The following is a 13161-nucleotide window of genomic DNA, read 5'->3' as shown; positions in this document are numbered from 1 at the left end:
TCAACAATGGCCCCGCCGCACCATAGTTTGCAAGAGTCGAACCCGTATTTCGACGGATTTCATCGCGGTGACCGGATCGTGACTTGGAATCCGCGCCAACGACGCGCATTTATGGGGTATGAAGATGTCGATGAAACCCACCGCTGTCGCCGCACTCGCGTGTCTGAGCCTGTCCGTTCCAGTTGCCGCGCAAGGCCTGGATGACGTGGTTCAGCTGGATGTTCTGGATGGCGGGCGGACGGCCAACGGCACCTACATGTCCGCTTTGAAGCTGACGCTCAAGGATGGCTGGAAGACCTACTGGCGCGCGCCAGGAGATTCCGGCATCCCGCCCGAGTTCGACTGGAAGCGATCCAGCAATATCGGCCAGGTGGAAATCATCTGGCCCGCGCCCGAAATCTTCGATCAGGATGGCCTGCAATCGATTGGCTATGAAAACCAGCTGGTCCTGCCCATCAAGGTCACTCCGCGCAACCCGGCAAAACCGGTCCACCTGAAAGGCAGGATGGATCTGGGGGTCTGCAAAGACGTTTGCATCCCGGAACGCCTGGATTTCGACCACACGCTCGACGCGGACGCTGATCGCAACCCGGCGATTGCCGCAGCGATGGCGCAAAGGCCCTATTCCGCGCGCGAGGCCCGTGTCACCAAGACCACCTGCAATCTGACTCCCACGAAAGACGGAATGCGGATCGAGGCGCGGATGACGATGCCGTCAGCGGGTGGCCGTGAAGTCGCCGTTATCGAACCCGGCAATCCTTCGCTTTGGGCCTCGCAACCTGTGTCTCGAAGGCAGGGGGATACATTGGTGGCTGAAGCGGAGATCATACACGCATCAGGTGCACCTTTTGCACTGGACCGGTCCGAGATCCGGATCACTGTTCTTGGGTCCGATCACGCCGTCGATATTCTGGGCTGTAGCGCGGGCTGACTGCATGAGCCAATCCCCCAAGATCGGTGCGTTGGCGGTTGTTCTGCATCAGAGCAAGGTTCTTCTGGTTCAGCGCAGCAAACAGCCGGACAAAGGGCTGTGGGGGTTCCCCGGCGGCCACGTGGAGTGGGGTGAAACCGTTTTGCAGGCGGCGCAGCGCGAGTTGCGCGAAGAAACCTCGGTGATTGCGGAACCGTCTCATTACCTGAGAAACCTGGATCTGCTGCGCCACGACAAGGCGGGGCGGGTTCTGTCCCATTACCTGTTGGTCGGCGTTGCCTGCCGTTATCGGTCCGGCACACCACAGGCTGGTGACGACGCGCTGGATGCCCGCTGGTTTGCCATCGAGCAGATACGCCGGGGCGACCTGCCGATGAGCGCGCGGGTCATCGACCTTTTGGAACACGCGATCCGCGCGGATCAGACATCGGCCGATCTTGTCAGCCGCCCATAAAGCAAACCTGACAGCACCACGCTCAGGACCACGATCAGAATTGCCCCGGCCAGGAATGCACCCAACCCCATTCGCAGCACCGCAATGCCATCTCCACCCACATAGAGGCCTTGCAGCACACCAAGCGGCGCGCCGGTAACCGCGGGCCATATCATCGTCAGGCCGAACCAGACAGCCAATGCGGCCCCGGTTGCCGCCAGTGCCCCCCGAACCACCCGGTCGGGTGCCCGCGCAGCGCGGCGCATGGCTGTCATCGGACGCGCCACGTCATTGAGGATCGCCAGCAGGGCAGGCACCAGGATCAGAACCAGCAGCATCCCGAACCCAAGACCGTAAACCAGCGTGATCACGGTCGGCTTGAGGAATTGTGCCTGTTGCGAGCCTTCGTAAAGCAACGGCGCAAGTCCAAGAACCGTGGTCAAAGTGGTCAGCATCACCGGCCGCAACCTGTCTGCGGTACCTTCGACAATGGACGGAACCAGACCTCGGTCTTTTTGATAGGCATCTATCGTCGTCACCAGAACGATCGAGTCGTTGATGATGATCCCCGTCATGCCCAGCAATCCGACCACCGTGAACATGCTGAGCGGCACTTCCCAGATGTAGTGGCCCCAGATCGCACCAACGAGGCCGAAAGGGATGATTGCCATGACAACCACTGGCCGTGTCCAGCTGGCGAACACCCAGGCCAGAACAAGGTAGATACCTGTCAGGCACAGGATCAAACCGGTGCGGGCTTCGGCAAGGAATTCATTTTCCTGTTCACTCAGACCCGACATGCGCCACTCAACTTGCCGCTCGGCTGCGATATCGGGCAGAATTTCTTCCTGCATCGCCCGTTCGATTTCGGTGGCGCGTGCCGGATCATCTTCCGAGATGTCGCCGTAGACCGAAACAACCCTCAGGCCGTTTTCGCGCCGAACCGTCGAGAAACCGGATTTACGCTCGACCGATACGATGTCGGCCAGCGGTACGTAAACCCCGTCAGGAGACCGCATCAGCGTACGCTCGAGGAAATCTGCCGTCAGTTCGCCTTCAGGCAGTTCCACACGGATCTCGGCACTGCGTGGCCCGTCCGGGAATGTCGCCGCTTCGATGCCGTTCAGGCGATTGCGCAGGGCGCGACCCAGCGTTTCAATCCGGAATCCCAGCGCCTCTCCCTGCGCGGTCAGGTCCAGGATGAACTCTTCCTTGTCATAAGCCAGGTTGTCTTCCAGCGCCGAGACTTCGGGGAATTTCGACAGCTCGGCCTGCAAGTCTTCGGACGCGGCCTTGAGAACGCTCACATCAGAGCCGAAAAACTGCACATCGATGGCATCGCCGCCAGGGCCGGACCGCCAACCGCGGAAGCTTACCACTTCGAGCTTGGGATGGCGCGGCGCGAATTCCTGCAACTCTCCGACAAATTCGAAACTCGAATAAGGGCGCAGATCGGCATCGATAAGCTCGATCGAGATACCGCCCAACAAACTGCCATCCTTACCATCCGCGGCAGCCAGTTGCCGGCCTGCGTTGCCGCCAACCTCGGCCAGGACATAGTCGATCGGATTGCGGCCGTGGCGCTCTTCGTAGATCTGGCCCAGATCATTGACCGCCTGTTGCAGAAGGCGCATCATTTCCAGCGTATCTGATCGCGTCGAGCCTTCGCGCATGATAAAGCCGCCGGTCACCGAACTTCGTTCTGGTGCATTGAAAAAACGCCAGTTCACGTCGCCGCGAATGAACAGCGCGACCTGGCTGGCCAGTACCGCGATCATCAGCGCCACGACCACGTAACGCGCCCATATCACCCAGGCGATCAACGGGCGGAACAGGTGGTCCCGAACCCAACGGAAACCACGATTGACGACCCGGTTGGGCAGGTCATACCAGTGTTCCTTGGCCGAGTGCGCTATGGCGTGCGCCATGTGGTTGGGAAGGATCAGGAAGCATTCGACCAGCGAAGCGATCAGTACAGCGATCACTGTAAAAGGAATGTCGCGGATCAGTTCGCCGAACCGCCCGCCCACCAGGGTCAGACCGAAGAACGCGATTACCGTCGTGACGGTCGCAGCCAGAACCGGCATGGCCATTCGCCGCGCCGCACGTTCCGCAGCCACGACAGGCGGCTCACCCAAACGCCGGGCGCGGAAATCCGCGTGTTCCCCCACCACGATGGCGTCATCAACCACGATGCCCAGCGTGATGATCAGACCGAACAGCGACACCATGTTCAGCGACAATCCCCCCAGATACATCAACGCAATTGCCGCTGACATCGCCACGGGAATACCTGCCGCAACCCAGAAGGCGATGCGCGCGTTGAGGAACAAGAACAGAAGGCAGACGACAAGGCCAAGACCCATCAACCCGTTGTTGACCAGGATGTTCAATCGGTCGGTTATGGCCTGGGCGCGGGTGCGGATAAGCTCAATCTTCACACCTTCGGGCAAGCTGGCCTGCATTTCGCGGGCAACGTCTTCGACCGTGTGCTGGATGTCTATCGCATCGCCCAGATTTGACCGGTCGACCCGGATGGACATGGCCGGATCGTCGTCGACGAAATAACTGCGATGCCGTGTGACACCTTCGACCCGAATCCTGGCGATATCACCGACTTTCAGCTTCGACCCGTTGGCAAAGGTCCGCAGCGCGATGTCTTCGATCTGTTCCGGGGTCCGCTTTTCGGTTCCGGCCCGGATACGCGCACCTGCGCCCTCAACCTCACCAGCGGGATCGGTGCTGACCTCGCCCGCAATCGCCGATGCGATCTCTTCCATGGTGATGTCATTGGCGATCAATTGCGCCGTGGTGATCTCGACAATGATCTGGGGCGCGGCAATGCCCCTGATTTCGGTACGCGTGACGCCCGCCGAGAACAAACGGTTGATGAACTCATCCGTCAGCTTCGCCAGTTGATTGGTGTCGGTGGGGCCACTGATAACGACATCCGTTACCCGATCCCGCCAAGCGCCGCGTCGAATTTCAGGTTCTTCGGACCCTTCCGGCAGATCCGTCACACCGTCTATCGCGGACCGGACGTCTTCGACCGCGCGGGACATGTCCCAGTTCGGCTCGAACTCCAGTCTGACGCGGGTCCAACTTGGGTGTGAACTGGCCTCGGTACTGGTTACCCCTTCAACGGCCAGCAGCGCAGGTTCCAACAACTGCACGATACCGGCATCCATGTCCTCGGGGCCTGCACCTTCCCACGAGACGGTCACATCGATGCGTTCCAGAATGACATCCGGAAAGAACTGCGCCCGCATGTTCGGAATGGCAGCCGCGCCCAGAACCAGCATCACCAGCAGCAGCAAATTGGCCACCGTCCGGTGCCGTGTGAAGTAACTGAGAAGGCCACCCGCTGCGCCAGGTATCTCGCGCATCATGACGCTCAGCCCCCGGCCTTGGTTTCAATGCGCCGCACCAGAGATGAAGGCACGCGCGCTTCCCGCAACTGACCGAGAACCTGAGTTTTTTCATCCTGAGGCATGGTTTCGTTGGCCTCGACCCGGGCCACGAGTTCAGCGCGTTTCGCATCTGACAGCTCGACCATGCCCGGGTCTGCCCCGGCCTCAAGCCGCAAGGGCCGCACCCGCACGCCGGGCCCAAGCAATGGCGTGCGACCGATGACGACCTCGCGCCCTTCCAACCCGTCGCCCCGCAGCAAAACCTCGTCACCCTGTCTGCGGACAAGCTGCACCGGCAAGCTTTCCAGACGGTCATCCGCACCCAGCACCAGAACCGTTCCTGATGCGTCCAATGCCGAAGACGGCAAGCGGAACACGTTGGCAAGCGGTTGTTCCTGAACCGAGACGGTGACGAAATCTTCTGGCTTGAACCCGGATGCTTCTTGCAGACGCGCATAGATCAAACGTCCGGTCCGGCCCTCGCCCGCCGACCCGCTGTCACGGCTGATATAGCCTGTCGCGGTCAGATCGGTGCCCGTCACCTCAAGCGAAACCGTCACCGGTGCGTTGATCAGCCTGTCATTCTCGTCCAACAGACGCACATATTGTGCCGTTGACACCCGGAATGCCACTTCAAGAGCGTTTGGATCAACAAGTTCAGCCAGTTTTTCATTTGCCGACACCAAGCGCCCTTCCACAAGCGTCACATCGGTCAGGGTGCCGCTGAAACCGGCCCGAATGGTCATATCTTCAAGATCGCGTTCCGCCGCCTCCAGGGCTATCTCCGCCCGCGCCAACAATGTCGTTGCCTGATCGACGCGGGATTCAGCCTGTGCAAGCGCGATACGACGCGCCAGAACGGCCTGTTGGGCTGACGCAGCCGCCAGTTCCGCCTCTTCCACGCTGGCGGCGGCGCCTACCCCTCGGGACTCCAGATCGCGTTGCCGTTGCAGCGCCCGTTCCCGCAGTTCGGCTTGCGCCTCGGCCGATTTCAATTCGTCCTGCGCCAGCAGCAGAGACCGTTCGGCATCACGTTCTTCGAATTGTGCGTCCAAAAGATCGGACTTGGCCCGATCCAGCGCGGATTGGGCATCCGCCGGATCCAGTTCAACCAGAACTTCCCCGGCAGTTACCGTTCCGCCATCCACAAAATCCTCTGCCAGGGCAACAACACGGCCACCCAGTGCCGCACGCAATTCCAGCCTGCGCCGGCTCTGGACCTCTCCGAATGCTTCGAGATAGGGGATAACGGTTTCCGCCTCGGCCTGACGTACGGCAATCGCAAAGACCCGTTCCCGAGCGGCGGGCGCCTGGTCCTCACGCGTCAGGACGTCTTGAACAGCACCCATGATGATCTGCGCAGCAACAAACAGCAAGGCAAGCGTCAGGAACGCCAGAAAGATACCGACAAGACTCTGCCGTAGAAATCGCATCAAACAGTTACCCCGGTTGCACCAAGCTGCCGTCCACAACATGTAGCCGGATCACGAATTATGCCAAGCCACAAAGCGGTTATACGGAATTGAACGTACGACCAGTCTACTTCCGTCGCAGATGTTCGTCCAATCTGGGCATTATTTCCACAAAATTGCAGGGGCGATGCCGGAAATCGAACTGTTTTTCCAAAATCCCATCCCACGCATCCTTGCAGGCCCCCGGGCTGCCGGGCAATGCAAACAGGTATGTTCCCCCCGCAACGCCCCCGGTTGCACGGGACTGCACCGCCGAGGTGCCGATTTTTTCCATCGAGATGATAGTGAAGACGGTACCGAATGCGTCGATCTCTTTTTCGTACACGTCCCGATGCGCCTCGACTGTCACGTCCCGCCCGGTCAGGCCCGTTCCGCCGGTCGAGATCACGACATCGATCTGCTCATCAGCCACCCATGCACGCAATTGTTCGGCGATCTGGTCGCGCTCGTCCCGGATGATCTGGCGATCCGCAATCACATGGCCCGCTTTTTCGATCCGGTCCACCAATGTCTGCCCCGAGCGATCTTCGTCCATCGATCTGGTGTCCGAAACGGTCAGAACGGCAATTCTTACGGGGATGAACTCCATGGTTTCGTCAATGCGTGACATCTTGCGTCAGGCCCTTTCCATCATGACAAATCGGATTGCGAGGGCGGAACATATGCACCCCGTGATCCAACCAATAATACGCGAGGCGCGCCGGTTGCCGGCATGCAGCCCGTTCACGACAAACACTCCGACGGCAATGATCCCGCCCCGGGGTTCACAAACTGCCGAATGGACGCCAACAAGGGGAAGGTTTCGGTCATGGGCCTACTTCAAACCAATTCGGTTTCGGTCCCAGATTGGCCAGTTGTGTTCGACCCAAGGACCCTCGATAGCCCCAGCTTTCATGCACATGGCCAAAGAACGCAAACCCCGGCTGAAGGCGTTCCACCGCATCTCGTATGGCAGTTGATCCGACCGAAAGGCCCTGCGATGTCTGATCCCCATACCCTTTGGGTGGAGAATGAACGATCAGGACATCAGCCGTTTCACACCGGTCGAGCATCTCGGACGCCTCACCTTCTGTCAGATCACAGGACCAGTCTCCGAACGGAGTCGGTGGTACGCCGTAGCCAAGGCCAAACAAGCGCAAGCCGTCTATGGTCATGCCAGACCCATGCAGGACATGAACACCGTCCGGGGCCGCATTGCCCAGCTCTTCTGCACTTTCCGCGTTTCCCGGGATCAGGACCAGCGGGGCCGAAATGCCCGACAGCATCTGCATCGCCTCGTCCAGCCCCTGACGTGAATTGCAATAATCACCGGCGCCGATGACCAGATCAGCCTCGGCGCTGGCGGCAACCAGATCGGCCGCACGGTTGCGCGCCATGTGCAGATCAGAGAATGCCAGAACCTTCATGTTGCACCTCGCAGCCGCGCTTTCAGTTCCAGCAGATCCGCCCAGGCCTGCCGTTTCATCTGCGGTTGTCGCAGCAGATAAGCCGGGTGGAACATCGGAATCACCGGCAGATCCATCGCCTGATCCCATTTGCCGCGCAGGCGGGTGATGCCGCGTTTGCCAAGCACGGCCTGACAGCTGATATTCCCCATCACCACCAGAACCTCTGGCCTGGCCAGGGCCACATGACGTTCCAGGAACGGCTTCATCATCCCGATCTCTTCGGGTTTGGGGTCGCGGTTCTGCGGGGGCCGCCATGGCAGCACGTTGGTGATATAGACGTTCTCGCGACGATCCAGCTCAATTGCCGCCAGCATCCGGTCCAGCAATTGGCCCGCACGGCCGACAAAGGGCTTGCCTTCGCGGTCCTCATCGCGGCCCGGCGCCTCGCCAATGATCATAACCCGTGCGCCGGGGGTCCCAGCGGCAAAGACCAACTGCCGCGCACCGCGTTTGAGCTCGCAGTGTTCGAAAGCGTCCATCGCTGCGCGCAACTGATCCAGCGATCCCGCGCCCTGTGCTGCGGATCCTGCGATTGCTACTGGGTTTACATCCCGTGGCTTCGCCGGGGCGGCGGGGCGCGCTTCTGCTTTCTTGGGTTTGGCCGTGGTGTCGGGCAACGCGTACCGGTCAACCGGCGCATCTCCGATTGCCTCGGTGGCGCCCAGTTCGATCTGCCATTCCAGCAGCGCCCGCGCAGAATAATAGTCCAAACCCGATTCCATAGGGATAACTTACCCGCCTGAGGGCTGAGGGAAAGCGAATAGGGCTTGATCGGTCGCTCTGTCGCGCCGACCATCGGCCTGCGATGCTCAGATTTCTGCGATTCCTCATCATTGGACTAGTGCTGGTTGTCACTGGTGATCCGGCATTGGCCACATTTCACGACAAACACGGGCAGTGCCGTGGGGGTCAGTTCAAATGCGGCAGCACATGCTGTTCAGGCGGGCAAAGATGCAGTTTTGATGGCCATTGCATTCCGCTGGGCGGCACCTATTGCGGCGGCGGGCGCAGTTGCGGTCCGTTCGAACGCTGCGTTGCGGGTGGACTTAGATGTGCGCCCGCAGGCCTGAACAAATGCGCCTCGCGGCTGGATTGTCCGGGCGACAGTTTCTGCAATGGTCGTGGCGAGTGTGAACGGAACGCACCCGAGTTGGATACGACGCCTCCGACCACTTGCGCTGATGGCAGAACCTGCGCGCGTGGCTCGTCCTGCCTGCCCGGCGGGGGATGCTCTCGTCCGGGATGGTTCCTGTGCGAGGAAACCGGATCACAATGCCGTCCCGGTTTCAAATGCTCGGCCCATCAAGGGTGCGTACCGATCAAGGCCATCGACTGTGGTTATGGCAAGTGGTGCAAGCCGGGCCAGCAATGCCTGCCCGAAGGCGGCTGCGAAAAACTGCCTGAGGGTACGGAACCTTAGGTTGCCTTGCGCCGCCCGGCTTCCTATAAGCGGCGCGATTGTCAGACAGGAGCCCGCCCATGCGTTTCGCCCATCGTCACCTTCTTGGCATCGAGCATCTGTCGCAATCCGATATCACCGACATTCTGGATCTGGCCGAGACCTATGTCGACATGAACCGCCAGTCGACCAAGCATTCGGACGTTCTGTCGGGGCTGACCCAGATCAACATGTTCTTTGAAAACTCGACCCGCACACAGGCCAGTTTCGAACTGGCGGGCAAACGCCTGGGTGCGGATGTGATGAACATGGCGATGCAGGCCAGTTCGATCAAGAAAGGTGAAACCCTGATCGACACCGCGATGACGCTGAACGCGATGCACCCGGATCTTCTGGTGGTGCGGCACCCGCATTCCGGCGCGGTCGATCTGCTGGCGCAAAAGGTCAATTGCGCCGTTCTGAACGCCGGTGACGGCAAACATGAACACCCCACGCAAGCCCTGCTGGACGCCCTGACCATCCGTCGCGCCAAGGGGCGCCTGCACCGGCTGAACATTGCCATTTGCGGCGATGTCGCCCATTCCCGCGTCGCCCGATCGAACCTGATCCTGCTGGGCAAGATGGAAAACCGCATCCGCCTGATTGGCCCGCCGACGCTGGTGCCCAGCCAGTTCGCCGAGTTCGGGGCCGAAATCTATGACGACATGAACGAGGGCCTCAAGGACGTTGACGTCGTCATGATGCTGCGCCTTCAGAAAGAGCGGATGGATGGCGGGTTCATCCCCTCGGAACGCGAATATTACCACCGCTACGGGCTGGACGCCGCAAAGCTGGCGCAGGCCAAGCCGGACGCGATCGTGATGCATCCCGGCCCGATGAACCGCGGGGTCGAGATCGACGGCACGTTGGCGGACGACATCAACCGATCCGTCATTCAGGAACAGGTGGAAATGGGTGTCGCCGTCCGCATGGCCGCGATGGATTTGCTGGCGCGCAACCTGCGCGAGGCCGCATGAGCGATCTGACCGTCGCCCCACACGAACGCGGCGTTTTGCGCCTGTTCGCGCTGGACATGCGCCCGGAAGAGGCGAAGTTCCTGCGCGAACCGGGTGCCGCCGATCAGGTGCTTGGGGTCGACGGGCTGGACCCCAGCCACATCGATGTTTTCCCGGTCTCCGACCTGGAAGACCTCGGCCTGTACGGCTATCTGACCGAGGGCTGCGGCGTGTCTGCGGATCAGCTGGACCGGAACGCTCTGGCCTCTGTCGACGGTTGGGTCATGGTCCTTCGCAGCGCGGCTTTCAACGGGCGCCCGGCGACGCTGAACCCCGATCCGCGCCTGCACCTGATCGGCCTGTTCACGGAAGAGGCCACGAACTGGACCGGGGGGACCATTGAAACCGAAAGCGCCAAGCCCTTTTCCGCTCCGCAAACCGTCACAGCGGGTGACACCCCACGCCGCGTCGGATCGGCCATACTGGCACTGGTCGCGCTTTTGGTCTTCGGAGGCATCTTATGGCTGATCCTGTGATCTTCGCCCCGGACAAGGGGGCCTATATCCGCACCAACGCATGGCTGGCTGCTCTTGCCATGGCCGGTGCGATGATCGTGCTTTGGCTGATCGGCAATCCCTACGTCTGGACCGGAGCCCCCGCCGGCCTTGCTGCCATCGGCATACGCGCCTGGTATCTGGCCTCGGAAGAGCTGGTCGCCAATTGGGAAATGTCAGACACAACACTGACCGGTCCCGGCGGACGCAGTGTGCCGCTGAACCAGATCACCGCCGTGAATATCATGGGCAGCTTCGTCCAGGTTGTCACCAAATCCGGCGACAAGCATCTGATCAAGTACCAGTCAGACCCGGCCGCCACCAAAGCCGCGATTGAAAGGGCCATTCCATGACCACCCTGATCTTCACCAATGCCCGCCTGATCGACCCTGAAACCGGCACGGACAATCCCGGCTGGCTGCACATTGCCGACGGCCTCATTCAGGGCACCGGTGACGGGGATGCGCCCACCACCGACGGGCAGGTCATCGACTGCGGCGGCAAGTGCCTCGCCCCCGGCATCGTGGATATCGGCGTCAAGGTCTGCGAGCCGGGCGAGCGGCACAAGGAAAGCTACAAGTCCGCAGGTCTCGCTGCCGCGGCCGGTGGTGTGACCACCATCGTCACCCGCCCGGATACACTGCCGGCGGTCGATACACCGGAAACGCTGGAATTCGCGACCCGGCGTGCTCAGGCGGATGCACCGGTCAACGTTCTGCCGATGGCCGCGCTGACCAAGGGGCGCAACGGGCGTGAGATGACGGAAATCGGGTTCTTGCAGGACGCAGGCGCCGTGGCCTTCACCGATTGCGATCACGTCATCACCAATACCAAGGTGTTTTCCCGCGCACTGACCTATGCGAAATCCTGCGGCGCGCTGGTGATTGCCCATCCGCAGGACCCGGGCCTGAGCCATGGCGCTGCGGCCACCAGCGGCAAATTCGCCGCCCTGCGCGGATTGCCTGCGGTCTCGCCCATGGCCGAGCGAATGGGGCTGGACCGTGACATCGCGCTGTTGGAAATGACGGGCGCGGCCTATCACGCCGACCAGATCACCACGGCCCGCGCCCTGCCCGCGCTGGAACGGGCCAAGCGCAACGGGCTGGACATCACCGCTGGCACCTCGATCCATCACCTGACACTGAACGAGCTGGACGTGGCCGACTATCGCACCTTCTTCAAGGTCAAGCCTCCGCTGCGGTCCGAGGATGACCGGCAGGCGGTGATCGAGGCGGTGCGAACCGGTCTGATCGACACGATCAGTTCGATGCACACACCGCAGGACGAGGAAAGCAAACGGCTGCCGTTCGAAGAAGCCGCCTCGGGCGCGGTGGCGCTGGAAACGCTGTTGCCTGCGGCATTGCGCCTGTATCATGCCGACCAGTTGGACCTGCCAACCCTGTTCCGGGCGATGGCATTGAACCCGGCCAAACGGCTTGGTCTGGAAAGCGGCCGATTGTCGGAAGGCGCCCCGGCGGATCTGGTTCTGTTCGACCCGGATGTGCCTTTTGTGCTTGATCGCTTTGCCTTAAAATCCAAATCTCAGAACACTCCATTTGACGGCCAGCGGATGCAAGGTAAGGTCATTTCGACCTATGTTGCAGGTAAAGAAGTGTTCCGGAGTTCCTGATGCCCCCGATCGACAACTCGACTAGCGAACTGCTCCAGTGGGCGGTGGTTGGATATCTGATGGGCTCCGTTCCCTTCGGCCTGCTGCTTGCCAAGGTCATGGGGTTGGGAAATCTGCGCGAAATCGGATCCGGAAATATCGGCGCAACCAACGTCCTGCGCACCGGCAACAAAGCCGCCGCGGCGCTGACCTTGCTGTTCGACGCGGCCAAGGGCGCGGTGGCGGTTCTGATTGCCCGTGCTTATGCCGGAGAAGACGCCGCACAGATCGCAGCCCTTTTTGCCTTTCTGGGTCATTGCTTTCCCATCTGGCTGGGTTTCAAGGGCGGGAAAGGCGTGGCCACCTTTCTGGGCCTCTGGCTGGCGCTGGACTGGCGCGTCGGAGTTGCGTGCTGTCTCAGCTGGTTGGTGGCGGCGGCGATCTGGCGGATATCTTCGGTCGGCGCGCTGGCCGCGGCCGCGCTTTCAACGACCTGGGTGCTGGTTTTGACAAACGGACAATCCTTTATCCTGGGGATTATCCTGACCCTTCTGATCTATTGGCGTCACAGCACCAACGTCGCACGGATCAAGGCCGGGACTGAACCGAAAATCGGAAAGTCGTGACACCGCCGGACGCTTTCGTTTCCGCGTTTTTCGCGCTGCCCGAAGGCAGTTTTACCGGTTCATCGGGGGATCGGCGCTATGTCGTCGTGCGCCAACAGATGGCAAAGGGGAAATCCCACAAGCTGGTTGCGCACGAATTGGGCGGCACCGACTATATCAGCATGAACCTGTATCAGACGCGCCTCAGCGGCGCCCTGCTGAAGCCTTGTGAAATGGCGGCCTGCAAAGTCATCGCGTTTGTTCTGGATTTTGAACCGGACGCGTAATGTCAGGTCTGCATTATT

14 protein-coding genes are annotated in these 13161 nt (G+C 60.9%); 9 read left to right on the top strand and 5 right to left on the bottom strand.

Annotated elements, in window-relative coordinates; genetic code table 11:
- Positions 1 to 130 precede the first annotated feature (130 nt).
- Entirely contained in the window at positions 131 to 931 is an 801-nt protein-coding gene (locus AC2FFD_RS18110) for a protein-disulfide reductase DsbD domain-containing protein (RefSeq protein ID WP_480683551.1), read from the top strand.
- A 4-nt stretch (positions 932 to 935) separates the two neighbouring features.
- Positions 936 to 1385 carry an NUDIX hydrolase gene (locus tag AC2FFD_RS18105; protein WP_496873769.1) on the top strand — a complete coding sequence of 150 codons (450 nt, stop codon included), beginning with the start codon at positions 936 to 938 and terminating at the stop codon, positions 1383 to 1385.
- On the opposite strand, the gene AC2FFD_RS18100 is transcribed toward AC2FFD_RS18105, so the two are convergent.
- The 5 genes from AC2FFD_RS18100 to AC2FFD_RS18080 all read right to left on the bottom strand — a co-directional run bounded on the left by AC2FFD_RS18100 (position 1352) and on the right by AC2FFD_RS18080 (position 8416).
- The gene (locus AC2FFD_RS18100) at positions 1352 to 4753 is read right to left on the bottom strand and encodes an efflux RND transporter permease subunit (RefSeq protein ID WP_496873768.1); all 3402 of its coding nucleotides are present in this window, start codon (positions 4751 to 4753) and stop codon (positions 1352 to 1354) included. The two genes, AC2FFD_RS18105 and AC2FFD_RS18100, sit on opposite strands and share 34 nt — an antisense overlap.
- 5 nt (positions 4754 to 4758) lie before the next feature.
- The gene (locus AC2FFD_RS18095) at positions 4759 to 6207 is read right to left on the bottom strand and encodes an efflux RND transporter periplasmic adaptor subunit (RefSeq protein ID WP_496873767.1); all 1449 of its coding nucleotides are present in this window, start codon (positions 6205 to 6207) and stop codon (positions 4759 to 4761) included.
- A gap of 106 nt (positions 6208 to 6313) precedes the next feature.
- Entirely contained in the window at positions 6314 to 6856 is a 543-nt protein-coding gene (gene moaB, locus AC2FFD_RS18090) for a molybdenum cofactor biosynthesis protein B (protein ID WP_496873766.1), read from the bottom strand.
- Between the two features lie 196 nt (positions 6857 to 7052).
- On the bottom strand, positions 7053 to 7652 hold the full coding sequence (locus AC2FFD_RS18085; RefSeq protein WP_496873765.1) for a metallophosphoesterase family protein: 600 nt from the start codon (positions 7650 to 7652) through the stop codon (positions 7053 to 7055).
- Complete coding sequence (locus tag AC2FFD_RS18080) at positions 7649 to 8416, bottom strand: uracil-DNA glycosylase (RefSeq protein WP_257599915.1); 768 nt, start codon at positions 8414 to 8416, stop codon at positions 7649 to 7651. The genes AC2FFD_RS18085 and AC2FFD_RS18080 overlap by 4 nt, the downstream gene beginning before the upstream one ends.
- An 83-nt stretch (positions 8417 to 8499) precedes the next feature.
- On the opposite strand from AC2FFD_RS18080, the gene AC2FFD_RS18075 reads away from it, so the two are divergent.
- From AC2FFD_RS18075 to AC2FFD_RS18045, 7 genes are read left to right on the top strand one after another with little or no spacing between them, the layout of a single operon-like run.
- Positions 8500 to 9114 (top strand): scavenger receptor class F, member 2, encoded by a 615-nt coding sequence (locus AC2FFD_RS18075; protein WP_496873764.1) that lies wholly within the window; start codon positions 8500 to 8502, stop codon positions 9112 to 9114.
- Positions 9115 to 9173: 59 nt separating this feature from the next.
- Positions 9174 to 10109, top strand: a complete 936-nt coding sequence (locus AC2FFD_RS18070) for an aspartate carbamoyltransferase catalytic subunit (protein ID WP_171233153.1) — start codon at positions 9174 to 9176, stop codon at positions 10107 to 10109.
- A complete protein-coding gene (locus AC2FFD_RS18065) occupies positions 10106 to 10624 on the top strand; it encodes a hypothetical protein (RefSeq protein ID WP_496873763.1) in 519 nt (172 codons plus the stop codon). The genes AC2FFD_RS18070 and AC2FFD_RS18065 overlap by 4 nt, the downstream gene beginning before the upstream one ends.
- Entirely contained in the window at positions 10609 to 10995 is a 387-nt protein-coding gene (locus AC2FFD_RS18060; protein WP_496873762.1) for a hypothetical protein, read from the top strand. The genes AC2FFD_RS18065 and AC2FFD_RS18060 overlap by 16 nt, the downstream gene beginning before the upstream one ends.
- Complete coding sequence (gene pyrC / locus AC2FFD_RS18055) at positions 10992 to 12272, top strand: dihydroorotase (protein WP_496873761.1); 1281 nt, start codon at positions 10992 to 10994, stop codon at positions 12270 to 12272. The genes AC2FFD_RS18060 and pyrC overlap by 4 nt, the downstream gene beginning before the upstream one ends.
- Complete coding sequence (gene plsY / locus AC2FFD_RS18050; RefSeq protein ID WP_170346295.1) at positions 12272 to 12877, top strand: glycerol-3-phosphate 1-O-acyltransferase PlsY; 606 nt, start codon at positions 12272 to 12274, stop codon at positions 12875 to 12877. Before pyrC ends, plsY begins: the two co-directional genes overlap by 1 nt.
- Complete coding sequence (locus AC2FFD_RS18045) at positions 12874 to 13143, top strand: hypothetical protein (RefSeq protein ID WP_170346294.1); 270 nt, start codon at positions 12874 to 12876, stop codon at positions 13141 to 13143. The genes plsY and AC2FFD_RS18045 overlap by 4 nt, the downstream gene beginning before the upstream one ends.
- The last annotated feature ends 18 nt before the right edge of the window (positions 13144 to 13161 follow it).

It is taken from the genome of Ruegeria sp. YTSC002, assembly GCF_059609845.1.
This window is presented reverse-complemented; position numbering and strand designations above follow the sequence as displayed.